The sequence below is a fragment of the Pseudomonas viridiflava genome, from assembly GCF_900602065.1.
GTDB lineage: Bacteria > Pseudomonadota > Gammaproteobacteria > Pseudomonadales > Pseudomonadaceae > Aquipseudomonas.
In genome coordinates this window covers 543224-562727 of sequence record NZ_UWFN01000285.1, presented here as the reverse complement: position 1 = coordinate 562727, position 19504 = coordinate 543224, and the positions used below count along the sequence as shown (strand labels likewise).

Here is a 19504-nt window from a genome sequence, read left to right as displayed (position 1 = left end):
AAAACAAGGCGAAAAGTGGCGAACTGGCACTTTGCTGTCTTTACTTCCTGAGCGGCGGATTGGGCCGAACCCTTGGGAGAAAAATTAATGAGAATAATTCGGACAGCATTACCTCTTATTTTAGTCACCAGTGTTTTGACCGGTTGCGCGGGTCTGCAGAAGACTGACTGGCCGCTCTGTGCATTGGGTGGCGGTGTGGCGGGTGCTGCGGCAGGGGCATTCCAGAGCGCTGCGGTCGCAGCCAGTCTGGGCGGTGCGGTGGGTGTCATGGCTGGCGCGTATTGCTGGGTCCATGGCGATGGCGACGATGATGGCGACGGGGTGAAGAACAGTGTCGACAAATGCCCGGATACACCTAAAGGCGTTGCCGTCGATGCAACCGGTTGCCCGCTGACGCCACCGGCTCCTCCGGCTGTCATTGAAGAGGTGGTGATCGTCAAAGAGGAAGTCATTGTGATCAATGACGTGCTGTTCGAGTTTGACTCTGCGCGTCTGACCGCAGCCGACAAATCGAAGCTCGACTTGATTGCGACTCGCCTGAAACGCGAAGCTCCGAGCGCGCAGTTGCGCGTCAGCGGTCATACCGACAGTGTTGGCAGCGATGCCTACAACCAGAAACTTTCCCAGAAACGTGCTGTTTCGGTCACTGATTATCTGGTCAGTTCCGGAATCCCGCGCAGTGCATTCGTTTCGGTAGAAGGTGATGGTGAAGCCCGTCCGGTTGCTGACAACTCAACCGCCAGCGGTCGTTCGCTGAATCGTCGCGTAGAAATCCTTATCAACCGTTAACGCGGGCGCTCCAGCCGTTGGCCCGGCACCTCTGCCGGGCCAATTCCGATTCAGCCGTTCGGCGGTTGTTCTTCGCGTCAGATTAATTTTCAGCCGTGTACTGGCAAATTTCACAGTGCAAGCGTTTACTGTGCGCGCAGAAAAATTACGCAACGATAAGCGTTTGCAGACATAACAACAGGGGCAGGTTCACGCAATGAAGGTGTTTTGGGGATTGGGAAAGCTGTTGACTGCGGCTTTCTGGCTGGTGGTGTTATTTAATCTGGTAGTGGTACTGCCGACTCCGTTCGCTCTTCTGATCAAACTTGCAGGCAGCCTGTTGGCGCTGACTCATGTCGCTGAGTTGCTGCTGTTCAATGGCAGCCTGCGCGGCCGTCCACGTCCCTGGCGCGACCGCTTGCACATTATGTTGTTCGGAATCTTCCACCTTCAGTCTTTCCCGAAAAATATCCCGGAGGCCGCTCATGCGTAAGCTTTGTCTGCTGGCTGCCTTGTGCAGTCCCTTGGCGATGGCTCAAACCATCAACGTCGACTCGCACTCGCTGATGCGCTTGCCAAGTCAGGCCAGTGTGCTGCAACTGGAGCGTCTGGAAGTTGCCGACTACGGCACTTTGCTCATCCCGTCCGGCCTTACCGAAGTGAAAGTCGATCAACTGGTGCTGGGCCACGAGGCGCGTATCGCCATCGTGCCGAGCAGTCAGCCGCTTAATCTGGTGGTTGGTCATGGTCAGCTTGGCACGGGTAGCCAGATCACTGCTCGCGGTGCGCCGGGTACCTATGAAAAACCGCCTTTGCCGGGTCGTAACCTGACGTTGCGTGTCGAGCATCTGCAGGGCGACGAGTTGTTCGTCGATGCACGAGGTGGCGCTGGTTCGCCGGGCTATGTAGGGCTCGATGGCGCCAATGGCAAAGCACCGGGTTGCACCTGGGGCAGTGCCGGACGCGGTTTTGATGGCGACAATGGTGGCAATGGTCACGACGGTGCTGCGGGTGCGCAAGTGCGTCTCGAACTGCCGCGCGACTACCCGGTCGAGCGCATCAAAGTTGACGTGCAGGGCGGTGCTGGCGGTCTCGCCGGTGCTGGTGGCAAACCGGGCAAAGGCGGTGCATCCAAAGGCTGCATCGTGTACCGGGCTGATGGCGGCAAAGCCGGGCGCGCGGGTGAAGCGGGCCAACCCGGTGCCGCCGGGCCTGCGGGTGCGCTGACGTTGCAGCGGTTGTAAGCTGCTGCCTCGCGAACAAGTTCGCACTTATCACACAACACTAAATTATCTGAATCCAGGCAAAACCCTGTGGGACCGGATTCATCCGGGAAGGCTGCATTTCAGACGCTGATGATGCGGCGGATGTGCTGGCCTCTTCCCGGATGAATCCGGTCCCACAGGTCCAGTGTTTGTGACAAGGCAGCGCTGTGCCCTGGATACCGGGGCAGATCCTGCCGAATAGGGCCGTGTCATGGGGTTCAGGTAGGGCACGTTAGAAATGGGGTCTGGCCGCCGCGATAGCGACCACCGCTAACCCGACCAGCAAGTTGATCCCCACCAGTCGGCGAATCCGGCCCAAGGCTGCAGCACCTTCAGCCCATTGTTCAGCTTCTACCGCCTTGCGCAGTTCCGGCAGTTGCAGCGACTGGATGCGAATGAACAGTGCGGTCATCACGACATAGAGCCCCATCATCACCTGCACGTAGCGCGGCGCGGTTTCGAAGCTGACGAACTGCAACTGGATCATCCCGACGCCAGTAATCGGCAAGACCACCACCACAGCCCAGACCCAGACAAAAAAGCGTGGGAACACTTCCAGCCACAATTTCAGTCGCTGTGGACCCGGCAATGCGCTGACGACCGCTGGTCGCAAGACCATCCAGGCGAAAAACATGCCGCCAACCCATACCAGTGCGGCCAAAACATGCAGGGTGTAGACGAGGGAAAAAGGTGTCATCAGGTACTCCGTTCTGCGCGGATGGAATTTGCGGGGTATGATAGCCGCCTGCTGGAACTACTGAAGATATATCCAGCATTTTGCGCTTTAATTTTTACCCAAGCCTGTACAGTCTGTGTAGCGCCCCGAGCCAACGACCGAACCCATGATCAGCAACGAACTCAAATCCCAGATTCAGGGCGCCTACTCGCGTTTCCTCGAAGCCAAGAGCCTCAAGCCGCGCTATGGCCAGCGTCTGATGATCGCCGAGGTCGCCAAAGTGCTGGGCGATATCGACACCGATGAAGAAGGCCGTCGCACCAGTGACCCTGCCGTTGTCGCAGTAGAAGCGGGCACCGGTACCGGCAAGACCGTGGCTTACGCCATTGCAGCGATCCCGACCGCCAAACTGGCGGGCAAGCGTCTGGTGATCGCCACGGCAACCGTTGCCCTGCAAGAGCAGATCGTCCACAAGGATCTGCCTGACCTGATGCGCAACAGCGGGCTGAACTTCACGTTCTCCCTGGCCAAGGGCCGGGGCCGCTATATGTGCCTGTCCAAGCTCGACATGCTGCTCCAGGAAGGTGACGCCACCAACGCCACTGCGCAGCTTTTCGAAGAAGAAGGCTTCAAGATCGAGGTCGATGAGGCCAGTCAGAAACTGTTCACCAGCATGATCGAGAAGCTTGCCGGTAATAAGTGGGACGGCGACCGCGACAGTTGGCCCCAGGCACTCGAAGATCAGGATTGGGCACGGCTGACCACCGATCACAGCCAGTGCACAAATCGACATTGTCCGAACTTTCAGCAATGCGCGTTCTATAAAGCCCGCGAAGGCATGGGAAAAGTCGACGTGATCGTGACGAACCACGACATGGTGCTGGCGGATCTGGCCTTGGGTGGCGGTGCAGTATTGCCCGATCCGCGTGACACTTTGTATGTGTTCGACGAAGGACACCACTTGCCTGACAAGGCCATCGGCCATTTCGCACATTACACGCGACTTCGTTCTACGGCTGACTGGCTAGAACAGACCGCCAAGAACCTGGCCAAATTGTTGGCTCAGCATCCCTTGCCGGGTGACCTGGGGAAATTGATCGAGCAAGTGCCGGAACTGGCGCGCGAAATCAAGGCGCAGCAGCAATTCATGTTCAGCGCTTGCGAACAACTGGCTGATTTCCGCGCCGGTGAAGACATGCAGGGGCGCGAGCGTCCACGGCATCGGTTCATTGGCGGCGTAGTACCCGAGCATATTCGTGAAATGGGTATCGAGCTGAAAAAGGGCTTTGCCCGGCTCGATGATCTGTTCACTCGCCTGGCCGATTTGCTCAAAGAGGGTATGGATGGCGAGGTCAACATCGGCATTGCCAGCCATCAGGCCGAAGAGTGGTATCCATTGTTTGGCAGTTTGCTGGCCCGCGCCCACGGCAACTGGGAGCTGTGGACAGCCTTCACTGCGGAAGACCCGGAAGACAGCCCGCCCATGGCGCGCTGGCTGACCCTGGCCGACAGCGGTGCGTTGTTTGATATTGAGGTGAATGCCAGCCCGATCCTGGCCGCAGAAATGCTGCGCCGTAATCTCTGGAACGTGGCTTACGGTGCGCTGGTGACTTCCGCGACGCTGACCGCGCTGGGGAAATTCGATCGCTTCCGTATGCGTGCCGGTTTGCCCAAGGTTGCTGTCACGGCGGTAGTGCCCAGTCCGTTTCATCACGCTGATGCCGGTGTGCTGCGCGTACCTGACCTCAAGGCCGATCCGCGTGATTCCGTGGCGCATACTGCCGCGATCATCCGCGAGTTGCCAAGTCTGGTCGAAGGCTCGCGGGGCACTCTGGTGCTGTTTTCTTCGCGTAAACAGATGCAGGACGTCTTTGACGGACTGGAGCGTGACTGGCGCAAGCAGGTATTTATTCAGGGCAACCTGTCCAAGCAGGAAACCCTCAACAAGCACAAGGCCCGGGTCGACGGCGGTGACTCCAGCGTGCTGTTCGGGCTGGCCAGCTTTGCTGAAGGTGTCGATTTGCCCGGCGCGTATTGCGAGCATGTGGTGATCGCCAAGATTCCTTTTGCCGTGCCGGACGATCCCGTCGAAGCAGCACTGGCTGAGTGGATCGAGGCCCGTGGCGGTAACCCGTTCATGGAAATCGCTGTACCAGATGCTTCATTGCGGCTGGTGCAGGCATGCGGTCGGTTGCTGCGTACCGAAGAGGATCGCGGCACCATCACGCTGCTGGATCGGCGCGTGGTGACGCAGCGTTATGGCAAGGCGATTCTCAACGCGCTACCGCCTTTCAGGCGGGAGATATCCTGATTCAAGTTCGCGCCTCCTGCGCCATCGCTTCCATATGAACTCACACTCTGTAGGAGCTGCCGAAGGCTGCGAGGGCGGCATGTCAGGAGAAAATGCTTCGTAGCCTTCGGCAGCTCCTACAGATCAGATGTTTACCGCATGATCGCGATGTGTCGGGGCAGCGTGGCTGACCACCCACCATCTGTTCATAAACCTCAATCGCTGAAACAATGCACACCATTTTTTGATCAGCCAGTCCGGGAGCCAGCGGGTGCAGATTCAGGGTCATTTCGAGCTTAAATTTGAGGCCGTGCGCGAAGCTTTCGCGGCGCTCTTCGAAGACACTCAGGAGCGTGGCGCAGCGCTGTGCATTCAGGTCGGTGGCGAAACGGTCATCGACCTCTGGGCTGGCACGGCGGACAAGGACGGCGCAGAGGCCTGGCATAGCGATACCATCGCCAACCTGTTTTCCTGCACCAAGCCCTTTGCTGCGGTCACTGCGCTGCAACTGGTCGGTGAGGGCAAGCTGAAACTCGACGAGCCCGTCGCCCGCTTGTGGCCTGAATTTGCCGAGGCAGGTAAAAGCACAATCACCCTGCGCCAGTTGTTGTGTCATCAGGCGGGTCTTCCCGCGCTGCGCCACATGCTGCCCGCTGAGGCGCTTTATGACTGGACGGCCATGACCGATGCGCTGGCCGCTGAGCAACCCTGGTGGACGCCTGGGCAGGGCCATGGTTATGCAGCGATTACTTACGGCTGGTTGGTTGGCGAAGTGTTACGTCGCGCCGATGGACGCGGGCCGGGCGAAGCCATTGCGGCGCGGATTTCCCGGCCGCTGAGCCTGGATTTCCATGTTGGCCTGGCTGACGAAGAGTTTTACCGCGTTGCGCATATCGCTCGCAGCAAAGGCAACGCTGGCGATGAATCTGCGCAGCGTCTGCTGCAGACCACCCTGCGCGAACCGACTTCAATGACCGCCCGGGCGTTTACCAACCCGCCGTCGATCATGACCAGTACCAACAAGCCTGAGTGGCGGCGCATGCAGCAGCCTGCTGCCAATGGCCACGGAAACGCTCGCAGTCTCGCCGGTTTCTACAACGGCTTGCTCGATGGCAGCCTGCTGGAGCCCGAGCTGCTCAATGAGCTGACCCGCGAGCACAGTGTGGGTCAGGACAAGACCCTGTTGACTCAGACGCGCTTCGGTCTGGGTTGCATGCTTGATCAGCCCGATGTTCCCAATGCCACCTATGGCCTGGGCCCGAAAGCGTTTGGCCATCCTGGCGCCGGTGGATCCATTGGTTTTGCTGACCCTGATCACGACGTTGCATTCGGCTTTGTGACAAATACGCTCGGGCCTTATGTGCTGATGGATCCTCGCGCCCAGAAGCTGGTGCGAGTGCTAGGTGAGTGTTTGCGCTAAGTTGTCGTCATAAGTGCTTGTTTAATACCGACTGTCAGTTAATACCCCGGAACAGGAACCGTGCGACGGTTTCCTTTTCCAACAGCCGGTTTATGCGTGTTATATGGGCACTGCCAAGTTCATTGTCTGTTTACTATTTTTTGTGGGTCATTCATGTCATCCAATAAAAGCCTCGCAATCGCCCTGTGTCTCGCCGTGACCGGCTGTGCACAAACGCCTAAAAACGATGCTGCCGACGCTGGGAGCCACTGGTGGTCATTCGGCTCCGACAAGGTTGCCGACGCAGCACCTGTACAAGCTCCGGCCAAAGCCCCTGCGAAAGCTCCAACCCCTGAGGCCAAGCCTGCGGCGCCGGTAGCGAAGGCCGAGAGCGGCACTCATTGGTACTGGCCGTTTGCGTCCAGTGACAGCGCGGAACCAAAGGCTGAAGCTGCCGCCAAACCGGCAGAGAAAAGCGTTGCGCCGCTGATCGCCAAGTCCGAAACCGATAGCAAGTGGTGGTGGCCGTTCGGTGGCGAGAAGAAGGAAGAAGCCAAGGCTGTGCCCAAGGTCGATCCCAAGGTGACTCAAGCCTGGCTGGATGACTACGAGCCGCGCCTGCGTCTGGCGATCAAGGACAGCCCGTTCGAACTGGAGCGTCGTGAAGATGTTCTTGTGATTACCGCTCCGGTAGACAGCTCATTCAACCCGGATCGTCCGGCGATGTTGCTGCCCGTGACGTTGGGTCCTATTACGCGTCTGGCCAAGCTGGTTGAAGCCGATCCGAAAACCGCCGTGCTGGTATTGGGTCACGCAGATACCACCGGCGCTGCTCCGGCGAATCAGAAAATCAGCCAGGAGCGTGCCCAGTCGGTCGCTGCCATTTTCCGCCTCAGTGGTCTTGAGCGTAATCGTCTCAGCCTGCGGGGCATGGGTGCGGTAATGCCGCGTGCAGCCAATGACAGCGCTGAAGGCCGCAAGCTGAACCGCCGCGTTGAAATTGTCATGACGCCGGAAAACACCATGCTCGCGCTCATGAGCAAGTACGCCTTGCCGCCAACGCCGACAATGGTTGCCGCCCAGGACGTCAAACCTGCGCCAGCAGTCGCTCCCGCGCCAGCCAAAGCGGCACCGGCCAAGAAAGCCGCGGCGAGCAAACCTGCCGCCAAAAAAGCCGCCCCCGCTAAAAAGGCGACGCCCGCCAAGGCCGCTCCTGCCAAAGCCGCGGTGAAGAAGAAGCCTGCGGCGACTGATCAGGCGAGTAACTGAAACACGCGCTGACCCGCGCCTCAGGGCGTGGTGTCAGGCGACGGTTTTCTTCAATCAAGGAAAGACGTCATGACCCAGTCTCTGGCCGATATGCGCCGTGACTATGCCCGCGATGGTTTGACCGAAGCGCAGGCACCCGATGAACCGTTTGCGCTATTTCATCAGTGGTTCGCCGAGGCGGTGAAAACCGAGCAGGCACCCGTCGAGGCCAATGCGATGACCCTCGCGACGGTCGACGAGCAGGGTCGCCCTCATTGTCGAATCCTGTTGTTGAAAGGGCTGGATGCTGAGGGCTTCACGTTCTTTACCAACTACGACAGTGCCAAAGGCCAGCAACTGGCCGCACGTCCGTTTGCGGCAATGACGTTCTTCTGGCCCACTCTGGAACGTCAGGTACGCATTGAGGGGCGAGTGGTCAAAGTCACCCCCGAAGAGTCCGATGCCTATTTCCAGGTGCGTCCGCTGGGCAGCCGGCTTGGTGCGTGGGCCTCTCCCCAGAGCCAGGTGATCGCTGATCGCGCCGAGCTTGAAGGCATGATCAAAGACACCGAACAGCGCTTCATCGATACTCTGCCGCACTGTCCTGAACATTGGGGTGGCTACCGGCTGTTGCCGGAGCGCATCGAGTTCTGGCAGGGGCGTCCGAGTCGTTTGCATGACCGCCTGAATTATCGCTGGGTGGACACGCACTGGTCGCGAGAGCGCCTCGCTCCCTGACCCTCAGTTTGTTTGAATTATTCGGTTGCCTACCCGTCTTACGGTTACGGCAGCCGGTGCTGTATACCGCCTGAATGAAAACAAATTAGCGAAGAGCGGCAGGTGACAGCGCTGATGGCGCGGAGTCTAATGGCTGCATGTTCTTCTGGAGATACCTTTATGCGTAAGTCTGTTCTGCTGGCCACGTTCACTGCCATGGCGCTGACCCTCAGTGGCTGTATGTCGAACCTGACCGGTGATTCCTATTCCCGTGACGAGGCGCGTACCGTGCAGACCGTTCGTTTGGGTACCATCGAATCTCTGCGTCCAGTCAAGATCGAAGGCAGCAAGACGCCTATCGGCGCAGGCGCAGGCGCAATCGTGGGCGGTGTTGGCGGTAGCGCCATTGGCGGTGGCCGTGGCAGCATCGTCGCTGCTGTCATCGGTGCTGTAGCCGGTGGCTTGCTGGGGTCGGCTACTGAAGAAGGTTTGACCCGTACTCAGGGTGTGGAAATCACCGTACGTGAAGACGATGGCACCATGCGTGCTTACGTGCAGCAAGTTCAGGAAAATGAGATTTTCCGGGTTGGCGAGCGCGTTCGTATCATGACTGTGAACGGCACCAGTCGCGTCTCTCATTGAGTGATTGCAGGACGCTTGTAGCGTCTTGAAACATAAAAACCCGATCCTTGTGATCGGGTTTTTTGTGGCTGTCACAGCAATCACATTCTTTGTAGGAGCTGCCGAAGGCTGCGATGCATTTATCCTGCATACCGTAATCGCAGCTTTCGGCAGCTCCTACAGAATTTCAATTCAAAGGGCTGCACTTTTCCGACTGCTGATCGCCATGACGGCATAACCGATAAAGGCGGCGAGTATCGAGCCGGTCAAAATCCCCATGCGATCAACCCCGGCGTATTCGCTGCTGCCCGGTATGTAAGCCAGTGAGCCGACGAACAGGCTCATGGTGAAACCGATACCGCACAGGATCGAAACCCCCAGCACTTGACCCCAGTTCGCGCCGCCGGGCAGTTTTGCGATGCCAATTTTGATCGCCAGCCAGGTCAGGCCGAAAACACCGACTGTCTTGCCCACTAACAAGCCTGCTGCGATACCCATAGGGACGTGATGGGTGAAGCTCTCCAGCGTGACGCCGCTGAGCGACACGCCTGCGTTAGCGAACGCAAACAATGGAAGAATCCCGTATGCGACCCATGGATGCAGGGCGTGCTCCAGCGACAATAGGGGGGACGAGTCGTGGTCAGCGGTGCGCAACGGGATGCAGAACGCAAGTACCACGCCAGCCAGCGTTGCGTGAACACCACTTTTGAGTACGCAGACCCACAGCAACAGCCCAATCAGCAGATAAGGGCCCAGCTTGCGCACGCCCAGCCGATTCATCGCAATCAGCGCCACGATTGAGGATCCTGCCAGTATCAGCGACAGGTTGGAAAGCTCGCCCGAATAGAACAGCGCAATGACGATGATTGCTCCCAGGTCATCGATAATCGCCAGCGTCATCAGAAACAGTTTGAGTGAAACCGGAACACGCTTGCCCAACAGTGCGAGAACGCCCAGTGCGAAAGCAATGTCAGTAGCCATGGGGATCGCCCAGCCACTCATGGCGGCGGCGTCGCCCTTGTTCAGTGCCCAGAAGACCAGCGCCGGGATCACCATGCCGCCAATGGCTGCGGTACCTGGCAAAATGATTTGCGAGGGGCGTGAAAGATGGCCCTCCAGAACCTCCCGTTTGACCTCCAGACCTATCAGCAGGAAGAACAGCGCCATCATGCCGTCGTTGATCCACAGCAATAGCGGTTTGGCGATTTTGACAGCACCGATCTGTGCCACGACGGGCACATCAAGGAAGGCGTTATAGACCCAGGACAGCGGCGAGTTATTGATGATCAGCGCCAGGGCAGCGGCCGCGATCAATAGCAGACCACCTGCTGCTTCGAGCTGAAAAAAACGAGTGACCGTGATACGCAGAGGCAAGGTTTGCGCTCCCATCCAGCAGAAAAGGAGCGACACCCTAACCCGGACTTCCCGCTGTTAAAACAAAAGTTATATTCGTTTTTGTTATAAGCGGGACGGCCGATTTAGAGTGTTTCCAGGTCTGTCAGTTGGTGCGCTTTTACTGGTGGGAATGCGCTTTTTATGTTGTAGGAATCGTCTGAAATTACAGCTTTGTTCAGGCTTCGATACCCAGCATGCTTCTTGCCAACGCTTCCGCGATTCGGATTCCATCGACTCCTGCGGAGAGAATGCCGCCGGCATAACCTGCACCTTCACCGGCCGGAAACAGACCTTTGACGTTCAGGCTTTGCATCGTCTCATCACGGGTGATGCGCAGCGGCGCGGAGGTGCGGGTTTCGATCCCGGTCAGTACGGCATCATGCAGGGCAAAGCCTTTGATCTGCTTGTCGAATGCTGGCAGTGCTTCGCGAATCGCCTCGATGGCGTAAGCGGGCAGGGCGTCCGCCAGATCCACCAGCTTGACCCCAGGCTTGTAAGACGGTTCGACGCTGCCCAGCTCCTGCGATGCTTTGCCAGCGATGAAGTCGCCTACCAGCTGTGCAGGTGCTTCATAGGTGCTGCCGCCCATAAGGTAGGCGTGGGATTCCAGACGCTCCTGCAGTTCGATGCCCGCCAGCGGGCCACCCGGATAGTCTTCCGGAGTAATACCGACCACGATCCCGGAGTTGGCATTACGCTCGTTTCGCGAGTACTGACTCATGCCGTTGGTGACAACGCGATTGGGCTCCGACGTCGCGGCGACTACGGTGCCGCCCGGGCACATGCAGAAGCTGTACACCGAGCGCCCGTTCTTCGCGTGATGCACCAGCTTGTAATCGGCGGCACCCAGCTTTGGATGCCCGGCGTACTTGCCCAGGCGAGCACGATCGATCAGTGATTGCGGGTGTTCGATACGGAAGCCCACAGAGAACGGCTTGGCCTCCATGTAAACGCCACGACCATGGAGCATGCGGAATGTGTCACGGGCGCTGTGCCCCAGCGCCATGATCACATGGCGCGACTCGATGCGTTCGCCACCGTCAACGACGACCCCTTGCAGCTGGCCATTGTCGATCAGCACGTCAGTCACGCGTTGCTCGAAGCGGACTTCACCACCCAGCGCTTCGATCTGGTGACGCATGTTTTCCACGACGCCGGTTAGCCGGAACGTACCGATGTGCGGTTTGCTGACGTAAAGGATCTCTTCAGGTGCGCCGGCTTTGACGAACTCGTTCAGGACCTTGCGACCGTGGAATTTCGGGTCCTTGATCTGGCTGTAGAGCTTGCCGTCGGAGAATGTTCCTGCGCCGCCTTCGCCGAACTGCACGTTGGACTCCGGGTTCAGCACGTTCTTGCGCCACAGGCCCCAGGTGTCTTTGGTGCGCTGCCGGACTTCCTTGCCACGCTCAAGGATGATCGGCTTGAAGCCCATCTGTGCCAGCAGCAGACCCGCGAAAATCCCGCAAGGGCCGAAGCCGACGACCACCGGACGCTCGGTCAGGCCTTCAGGCGCGTGGCCGACGATTTTGTAGCTGATGTCCGGTGCCGGGTTGACGTGACGATCATCGGCCAGACGCGACAGCAGAGCCGCTTCATCCTGCACCTGGAAGTCGATGGTGTAGATGAAGCACAGCTCGGAAGACTTTTTGCGCGCATCGTAGCTGCGCTTGAAAAGGGTGAATTCCAGCAGTTCATCGCTGGTGATGCCCAAGCGCTGCAAAAGGGCTGGACGCAGGTCTTCGTCCGGATGATCGATCGGCAGCTTGAGTTCGGTGATTCGTAACATGAAAGGATCCAGTTTCCGGGCCGCAGGATCAGCCCGACAGCGCTACAAGAACCGGGGATTATAAGACACATTGAGGGGCGGCGGGGTGGTGGGTTGTCTGAGTTTGATGGTTACGCTATTAGGGGGGGAACACATTTATGCGGTGATTTTTGCGTATATATCCATTACCGCGGTGATGTTTGATATTGGTTGCGCTTTTACAGCGCCTCACTTTTGTGAAGCCGGAAGCCGGCCCAGACAAAAGTAAGCAAAACGCTCATGCCCCACCACTTGGTGCCTCGCCTAGGCTCGGCATGCCCGTAATCCGACATTGCTGCGTGGGGCCGCCGCCACCGGCCATCCATGGCCTGAGGCGGCTAAACCGGCATCCCTGCCGGTTTGCCCCACGCAGCAATATCGGATTACGGCCGGCGTGGTTTAACGGAGCGCTTAAGATCAAAATCAAAAGCAGATCAAAAGCAGATCAAAAGCAGATCAAAAGCAGATCAAAAGCAGATCAAAAGCAGATCAAAAGCAGATCAAAAGCAGATCAAAAGCAGGGCCTGGATACACGCGGTTTTATGTGGGAGCGGTGCTTGCCCGCGATGAACGATTACGCGGTATATCTGACGTACCGCAGCGCCTGAATCGCGGGCAAGCACCGCTCCCACAAGGTCATTGCTAGCCGGAGCGAAGGTAGCAAGTTCACACAATCAGGTCGGCTGTCAGGCCACCGCGCTTTTGATTTTGATCTGAGGCGCCCCGTTAAACCACGCTGGCCGAACGCAGATTCTGAACCGTGGGCAACCCGGCAAGGATGCCGGGTTAGCCGCACCGGGCCATGGATGGCCCATTGCGGCGGCCCACGGTTCAGGATCAGCGAGCGGGTACACCGAGCGACAGCGAGGTGCCGAGTGGTGGGGTAAATGCCTTTTGGTTACTTTTGGGCTGTTCAAAAGTGACGCGCTGTAAAAGCGCAACCAATATCAGCCATAACGCAGCAATGGATATGTACGCAAAAACCCCAGCATGGAAAAGTTGTGCACATACCTATTCCGCGATACGGGAGCGGTAATCCTCGAGTATTAACTCAACCGGGATCAATCATCCCGCGACCCGCCGTAATACCCGCAACCCCGCGCTGTCTCACCGTTGATACGCAACTCAGCGGTCAAATGCTGCACCGAGCCATCCACGCTATCGACACAGCGCTGCGGCGCAACCCAGAGCTCCATCTTGTTGCCGTTGGCCTCACTACTGACGCTGAAACGGCCGTCTGGTAGCTGTTCTTCCACATAAGGCACGGCGATGGAGTCTTTGCCCAGACGCTCAATGACCATGCCTTTACCACTGACGTTAACGTTCCATGCCGGTTTGTTACCGTTGACGTGCAGGGTCAGGCGCTTGAAGTTGGGATCTTCACAGGCCTGGCCTGCACGTTCGACACGGTAGACCTGACGCAGGTCGAGCTGGCCGTCGCTGTTGGCTGCATTACTGGCAACGAACACCCCGCGCAGGTCGGCGAAAACCTTGCCGGAACTGTCAGCCAGGGATGTCGCTTCTTGCAGGATACCGGTGCTGCCGCCGTCCTTGACCACGTAGCGACGCTGCTCATTGCACGGCTGAAACATCAGCTTGCCGCCTTCACCGGTCAGATTGCCCTGCATGCGAATCCAGTTAGCCTTAGAGACAGGGGCTGAACCGGATTGAGAGCCCAGCATCTGGCATCCAGCGAACAGGGGTAACAGAGCAACGATCAGAGCGGTACGAACAGCAAACATTGAGTGGTCTCCAGGCAAGTGTCGCCACGTTACTCAGCCTGTCGCCCCATCACAAGAGGCATCAACCAACGTGATACGTCTGACCCGTTTGCAGTCCCTCGACACTTTTTGCGTAGGCTAGCGCCACATCTGCCGCAGGAACAGGCTTGAAGCCCCGGAAATAGGGCGCGTAACTGTCCATGGCTTCGACCAGAACGTTAGGGCTTACCGAGTTGACTCGCATGCCGCGTGGCAATTCTATAGCCGCAGCGCGGACGAAAGCGTCGATAGCACCATTGACCAGGCTGGCCGAAGCGCCTGAGCGGATCGGGTCATGGCTGAGGACGCCGGTGGTGAACGTGAAAGACGCACCATCGTTGGCAAATTCGCGACCGATCAGCAGCAGGTTGACCTGCCCCATCAGTTTGTCCTGCAAGCCAAGAGCGAAGTCGCTTTCGCTCATTTCGGCCAGTGGTGCGAACTTCACATTACCGGCAGCGCAGACCAATGCATCGAAACGGCCTATCCGTTCGAATAGTTTGCGGATCGAGGCGCTATCACTAATATCCACATGCTCCTCTCCACTGTTACGACCTGCGCGTACGATTTCGTGACGCTGGCTCAGTTCATGGGCAATTGCCGATCCCACAGTACCGTTTGCACCAATCAGTAGAATTTTCATGTCACTGCTCCATGGAGTGCTCAAGGGTGTTGAGTGGGCAGTGTAAGGTGGCTATTTGTGGTCGATAAGAGTGCCAATAGGCAACCTTTGGTTCTCATAGGGAAACAATAGTGAGTGAAATTGATGACCTCGCGGCTTTTGCGGTTTTGATCGATGCAGGCAGTTTTACGTCTGCGGCCGCACGCCTTGGCTGCAGCAAAGGTTACTTGTCCAAACGAATCAGTCAGCTGGAGCAGGGCTACGGGGTGATGCTTTTGCATCGCAGCACGCGCAGCCTGAGTCTGACGTCGGCCGGTGCAGCCTTGCTACCTCAAGGGCAGCAGCTGCTCGCAAGCATGGAGCGGGCTCGTAATATCGTTGAGTTGATGCGTGATGACATGGTGGGGCAAGTGCGTGTTACGGCACCCGTGTCTCTGGGGGAAACATTTTTTGAAGGCTTGTTGATGGAATTTTCTGCCCAGTACCCGCAAGTAAAAGTCGAGCTTGAACTCAATAACGCCTTTCGTGACCTGCGCCGGGATGGCTTCGACCTGGCTATTCGCTCCCATGTCGCAAGTGACGAGCGGCTGGTCGCCAAACCGTTGCTGGCGATGCAGGAGCTCACCTGTGCCAGCAGTGCTTACCTGCAATTGCACGGCCAGCCGAAAGCACCTCATGAACTGCTCGGCCATAGCTGTCTGCTCAACAGTCATTACAGTGGCCGCAACGAATGGCTTTACCATCAGAGCCACGAACTGACCCGGGTTCAGGTCAACGGTACGTTTGCCAGTAATCATTACGGGTTGCTGAAAAAGGCAGCGTTGGTCGGTGCCGGCATCGCTCGATTGCCGTCATACATGGTGCATGCCGAGATCAACGATGGTCGGCTGCACTGGCTGTTCCGCGATTACCAGACCAGTATCTCGCCGCTGTTTCTGGTCCATCCGTATGAGGGGGAGTTGCCCAGGCGCATGCAGGTGCTGGCTGATTATTTGTTGGGCTGGTTTCAACGCAGCAGCGCGGCGCTGGAGCGGTTGGGGGTGGGGGATAGCTGAAGGGGGCTGCCGCATGAATTGGAAGGCTGGACCCTGTGGGAGTTTTTATGTCGAACCAATTCCCGTGGGAGCGAATTTATTCGCGAAGGGGCCGGTACATCCGCAGCAGATGTATTGACTGAAATACTGCCTTCGCGAATAAATTCGCTCCCACAAGTCCAGAGTTTAATGTGATGCATCGCAGCAATAAAAAAACGGCCCGAAGGCCGTTTTTTAATTGCTGCGATGAATCAACCACCCAAGTAGGCATCACGCACTTTCGGGTCGACCAGCAACTCTTCACCCGTGCCCTGCATGACCACGCGACCGTTTTCCAGTACATAGGCACGATCAGCAATCTTCAGTGCCTGGTTGGCGTTCTGCTCAACCAGAAACACCGTTACGCCATCACGACGCAGTTGTTCGACGATCTCGAAAATCTGCTGAATGATGATCGGTGCCAAGCCCAGCGAGGGTTCGTCCAGCAACAGCAGCTTGGGCTTGCTCATCAGCGCACGGCCAATAGCGAGCATTTGCTGTTCACCGCCGGACATAGTGCCGCCGCGTTGGTTGAAGCGTTCCTTCAGGCGTGGGAACAGGTGCAGGACTTTATCCATCTGCTCCTGATAATCACCTTTCTCCGTGAAGAAACCGCCCATGGCGAGGTTCTCTTCCACCGTCAGACGGGCAAACACCCGACGGCCTTCAGGTACTACGGCGATGCTTTTACGCATGATCACCGAGGAGTCCAGACCGACCAGTTCTTCGCCCATATAACGAATGCTGCCGCTATGGGCACGTGGTGAGCCGCACAGGGTCATCAACAGCGTGGACTTACCGGCGCCGTTGGCACCGATCAGCGTCACGATTTCGCCTTGGCGCACATCAATGTTGATGCTGTGCAGGGCCTGGATCTTGCCGTAGAAGGTGGAAACGTTTTCGAATTGCAGCATTTACGCTTCCCCCAGGTAGGCTTTGATCACTTCAGGATTGTCACGGATCTGTTCCGGCGTGCCGTCAGCCAGCGGTGTGCCCTGGTTGATCACCACGATGTGGTCGGAAATGCTCATGACCAGCTTCATGTCGTGCTCGATCAGCAGCACGGTGGCGTTGTGTTCGTTACGCAGCACGCCGATCAACGCTTTGAGATCTTCGGTTTCCTTCGGGTTAAGGCCCGCAGCAGGCTCGTCGAGCATCAGGATGCGCGGTCGGGTCATCATGCAGCGGGCGATTTCCAGTCGGCGTTGCTGACCGTAGGCCAGAGTGCCTGCGGTCCGGTTGGCGAACTCCTTGAGGTTGACCGCTTCCAGCCAGTGCGCGGCATACTCCATTGCCTCTTGCTCACTGCGGCGGAACGCCGGAGTGCGGAACAGGCCGGACAGGAAGTTGGTGTTCAGGTGACGGTGCTGGGCAACCAACAGGTTTTCCAGAGCCGTCATTTCCTTGAACAGACGCACGTTCTGAAAGGTCCGCACCACGCCTTTGCGGGCGATCTGATGACCGGCCAGACCTTGAATCGGCTCGCCGTCCAACAGGATCGTGCCGGCCGTAGGCTTGTAGAAACCGGTCAGGCAGTTGAATACCGTGGTCTTGCCTGCGCCGTTGGGGCCGATCATCGACACGACTTGTTTTTCGTTGACGGTCAGGCCTACGCCATTGACCGCCAGCAACCCGCCAAAACGCATGCTCAGGCCGCTGACTTCAAGAATGGGGCGGCTCATTTGCGCAACTCCATGTGTGGGCGTTGCATCGGCAGGAAACCTTGAGGACGCCAGATCATCATCAGCACCATCAGGGCGCCGAACATCAACATGCGGTAATCGCTGAATTCACGCATCAATTCAGGGAGCAGAATCATCACGATAGCGGCCAGGATTACCCCCAGTTGGGAACCCATGCCACCCAGTACGACGATGGCGAGGATAATCGCCGACTCGATGAACGTGAATGACTCAGGCGTTACCAGACCTTGGCGAGCGGCGAAGAAACTGCCAGCGAAGCCAGCGAACGAGGCACCCAGAGTAAACGCCGACAGCTTGATGACGGTCGGATTCAGGCCCAGCGCACGACAGGCAATTTCGTCTTCGCGCAGAGCTTCCCAGGCTCGGCCTATAGGCATACGCAACAAGCGATTGATAACGAACAGAGCCGCCAGTGCCAGCAGCAGAGCAATCAGGTAAAGGAAGATCACCTTGCTGATCGGGTTGTAGTCCAGTCCGAAATATTGGTGGAAGGTTTGCGCACCCTCAGCTGCACGGCGCTCGAAGCTCAGGCCGAACAGCGTCGGCTTATCGATATTGCTGATGCCGTTGGGGCCGCCGGTGATATCCGTCATGTTGCGCAGGAAAATCCGGATGATTTCGCCAAAGCCCAAAGTGACGATCGCCAGATAGTCGCCGCGCAGACGCAATACCGGGAAGCCCAGCAGGAAGCCGAAAAGCGCTGCCAGCAAGCCGGTCAATGGCAGGGCCTCCCAGAAGCTCAGGCCAAAATAGTGCGAGAGCAGGGCGTAGCCGTAGGCGCCAACAGCATAGAAACCGACGTAGCCCAGGTCCAGCAGGCCCGCCAGGCCAACCACGATGTTCAGGCCCAGGCCCAGCATGACGTAGATCAGGATCAACGTGGCAATGTCCACGGCGCCGCGCGAGCCAAAGAATGGCCAGATGAATGCCAGCACAATCAGGGCTATCAGGCCCCAGCGCTGGGTTTTTGGCTGAGTCAGGAAATCACTGGTTTTTTGCGAGACCAGTGGCTTGCGTGTACCGCTGCGCATGCCGCTGATTTTTTCCGCAAAAAGCACACGCAAGAACATCAATACCGAGCAGAGAGCGATGATGGTCAGGGTCAGCGGGCTGGCGTTCTGCACTTGCAGCGTGACGCCGGAAAAGGCCAGTTTCAGGCCCAGCACCGGATAGGCAACAGCCCACACCAGCGCGGCGCTGAACAGCGCCTGTTTGAGAGACTTGCTCATACTTTCTCAACCTCTGGACGGCCCAGAATACCGGTCGGCCGGAACAGCAGCACGAGCACCAGAAGACCAAAGGCCACGACGTCCTTGTATTGATCGCCGAAGATATCGGCGCCGAAGGCTTCTGCGACACCCAGCACCAGGCCACCTAACATGGCGCCCGGAATCGAGCCGATACCGCCCAGAACGGCAGCAGTAAATGCCTTGAGGCCTACCAGGAAACCTGCGCTCGGGTTGATCACGCCGTATTGCATGCTCAACAGCACCGCAGCGATGGCCGCCAACGCTGCGCCGACAACGAAGGTCAGGGCGATGATGGTGTTTGTGTTGATGCCCAACAGATTGGCCATCTTCATGTCCTCGGCGCAGGCGCGGCAGGCGCGGCCCATTCGCGAACGGGAAATGAACAGGGTCAGGCCGGTCATCGCCAGCAAGGTGACGACAAATACCACCACCTGCATGTAAGAGATGAGGACTTCTTCTGCACCGCCAGGGCCGAAGGAGAAGCTGCCGGGGAGCAGGTTGGGAATGGCAAAGTTGCCAGAGCCCTGGGATAGCTGGACTGCGTTCTGCAGAAAGATCGACATGCCGATTGCAGAAATCAGTGGAATCAGACGATTGCTGTTACGCAATGGACGGTACGCGAGGCGCTCAATGCTGTACCCGTAGGCGCTGGTGACGATGATCGTCGCGGCAAAGGCCACGATCATTAACAGCGGCAGGCTGTGGATACCCATCATGGCCAGACCGGCCAGGGCCATGAAGGCAACATAGGAACCAATCATGTAAACCTCGCCGTGGGCGAAGTTGATCATTCCGATGATGCCGTACACCATCGTGTAGCCGATGGCGATTAATGCATACGTACTGCCAATGGTCAGGCCATTGACCAGTTGTTGCATGTAGTGGAATAACTCGGGCATTTACCGCGCTCCTA

Annotated in this window: 18 protein-coding genes; 9 read left to right on the top strand and 9 right to left on the bottom strand. The window is 57.9% G+C overall.

What is annotated here, in order from left to right; translation table 11 throughout:
- Nucleotides 1–87 precede the first annotated feature (87 nt).
- The 3 genes from EE949_RS20885 (at nt 88) to EE949_RS20875 (ending at nt 2012) form a co-directional block, all read left to right on the top strand.
- The gene (locus EE949_RS20885; protein WP_122666015.1) at nt 88–789 is read left to right on the top strand and encodes an OmpA family protein; all 702 of its coding nucleotides are present in this window, start codon (nt 88–90) and stop codon (nt 787–789) included.
- Between the two features lie 196 nt (nt 790–985).
- Nucleotides 986–1261, top strand: a complete 276-nt coding sequence (locus tag EE949_RS20880) for a DUF1145 domain-containing protein (RefSeq protein ID WP_122666014.1) — start codon at nt 986–988, stop codon at nt 1259–1261.
- A complete protein-coding gene (locus EE949_RS20875) occupies nt 1254–2012 on the top strand; it encodes a collagen-like protein (RefSeq protein ID WP_122666013.1) in 759 nt (252 codons plus the stop codon). The genes EE949_RS20880 and EE949_RS20875 overlap by 8 nt, the downstream gene beginning before the upstream one ends.
- A gap of 253 nt (nt 2013–2265) precedes the next feature.
- On the opposite strand, the gene EE949_RS20870 is transcribed toward EE949_RS20875, so the two are convergent.
- A complete protein-coding gene (locus EE949_RS20870; protein ID WP_122666012.1) occupies nt 2266–2730 on the bottom strand; it encodes a CopD family protein in 465 nt (154 codons plus the stop codon).
- 145 nt (nt 2731–2875) lie between these two features.
- Between EE949_RS20870 and dinG the strand changes: the two genes are divergently transcribed.
- From dinG to EE949_RS20845, 5 genes are all read left to right on the top strand, one after another.
- Complete coding sequence (gene dinG / locus EE949_RS20865) at nt 2876–5020, top strand: ATP-dependent DNA helicase DinG (RefSeq protein WP_122666011.1); 2145 nt, start codon at nt 2876–2878, stop codon at nt 5018–5020.
- 250 nt (nt 5021–5270) lie between these two features.
- Nucleotides 5271–6419 carry a serine hydrolase domain-containing protein gene (locus tag EE949_RS20860; protein ID WP_122666010.1) on the top strand — a complete coding sequence of 383 codons (1149 nt, stop codon included), beginning with the start codon at nt 5271–5273 and terminating at the stop codon, nt 6417–6419.
- A gap of 153 nt (nt 6420–6572) precedes the next feature.
- Nucleotides 6573–7667 carry an OmpA family protein gene (locus EE949_RS20855; RefSeq protein ID WP_122666009.1) on the top strand — a complete coding sequence of 365 codons (1095 nt, stop codon included), beginning with the start codon at nt 6573–6575 and terminating at the stop codon, nt 7665–7667.
- 69 nt (nt 7668–7736) lie between these two features.
- Nucleotides 7737–8384, top strand: coding sequence for a pyridoxamine 5'-phosphate oxidase (pdxH, locus tag EE949_RS20850; protein WP_122666008.1), 648 nt, complete (start codon nt 7737–7739; stop codon nt 8382–8384).
- A 159-nt stretch (nt 8385–8543) separates the two neighbouring features.
- Nucleotides 8544–9005: a glycine zipper 2TM domain-containing protein gene (locus tag EE949_RS20845; protein ID WP_122666007.1), complete on the top strand. Its 462-nt coding sequence runs from the start codon at nt 8544–8546 to the stop codon at nt 9003–9005.
- 171 nt (nt 9006–9176) lie between these two features.
- Here the strand turns inward: EE949_RS20845 and nhaA are convergent, their stop codons facing one another.
- The 4 genes from nhaA to EE949_RS20825 form a co-directional block, all read right to left on the bottom strand.
- Nucleotides 9177–10358 carry a Na+/H+ antiporter NhaA gene (gene nhaA, locus EE949_RS20840; RefSeq protein ID WP_122666140.1) on the bottom strand — a complete coding sequence of 394 codons (1182 nt, stop codon included), beginning with the start codon at nt 10356–10358 and terminating at the stop codon, nt 9177–9179.
- Nucleotides 10359–10554: 196 nt separating this feature from the next.
- The gene (locus tag EE949_RS20835; protein ID WP_122666006.1) at nt 10555–12165 is read right to left on the bottom strand and encodes an NAD(P)/FAD-dependent oxidoreductase; all 1611 of its coding nucleotides are present in this window, start codon (nt 12163–12165) and stop codon (nt 10555–10557) included.
- Nucleotides 12166–13244: 1079 nt separating this feature from the next.
- Entirely contained in the window at nt 13245–13925 is a 681-nt protein-coding gene (locus tag EE949_RS20830) for a COG3650 family protein (protein WP_122666005.1), read from the bottom strand.
- A 61-nt stretch (nt 13926–13986) separates the two neighbouring features.
- On the bottom strand, nt 13987–14586 hold the full coding sequence (locus EE949_RS20825; RefSeq protein WP_122666004.1) for a short chain dehydrogenase: 600 nt from the start codon (nt 14584–14586) through the stop codon (nt 13987–13989).
- 110 nt (nt 14587–14696) lie between these two features.
- Between EE949_RS20825 and EE949_RS20820 the strand changes: the two genes are divergently transcribed.
- The gene (locus EE949_RS20820; RefSeq protein WP_122666003.1) at nt 14697–15620 is read left to right on the top strand and encodes a LysR family transcriptional regulator; all 924 of its coding nucleotides are present in this window, start codon (nt 14697–14699) and stop codon (nt 15618–15620) included.
- A gap of 230 nt (nt 15621–15850) precedes the next feature.
- Here the strand turns inward: EE949_RS20820 and EE949_RS20815 are convergent, their stop codons facing one another.
- Genes EE949_RS20815 through livH form a run of 4 tightly spaced genes read right to left on the bottom strand, consistent with a single transcriptional unit; the run spans nt 15851 to nt 19490 of the window.
- Nucleotides 15851–16552 (bottom strand): ABC transporter ATP-binding protein, encoded by a 702-nt coding sequence (locus tag EE949_RS20815; protein WP_122666002.1) that lies wholly within the window; start codon nt 16550–16552, stop codon nt 15851–15853.
- On the bottom strand, nt 16553–17320 hold the full coding sequence (gene livG / locus EE949_RS20810) for a high-affinity branched-chain amino acid ABC transporter ATP-binding protein LivG (protein WP_122666001.1): 768 nt from the start codon (nt 17318–17320) through the stop codon (nt 16553–16555).
- Complete coding sequence (locus EE949_RS20805; RefSeq protein WP_122666000.1) at nt 17317–18570, bottom strand: high-affinity branched-chain amino acid ABC transporter permease LivM; 1254 nt, start codon at nt 18568–18570, stop codon at nt 17317–17319. The genes livG and EE949_RS20805 overlap by 4 nt, the downstream gene beginning before the upstream one ends.
- A complete protein-coding gene (gene livH / locus EE949_RS20800) occupies nt 18567–19490 on the bottom strand; it encodes a high-affinity branched-chain amino acid ABC transporter permease LivH (RefSeq protein WP_122665999.1) in 924 nt (307 codons plus the stop codon). The genes EE949_RS20805 and livH overlap by 4 nt, the downstream gene beginning before the upstream one ends.
- Between the last annotated feature and the right edge of the window lie 14 nt (nt 19491–19504).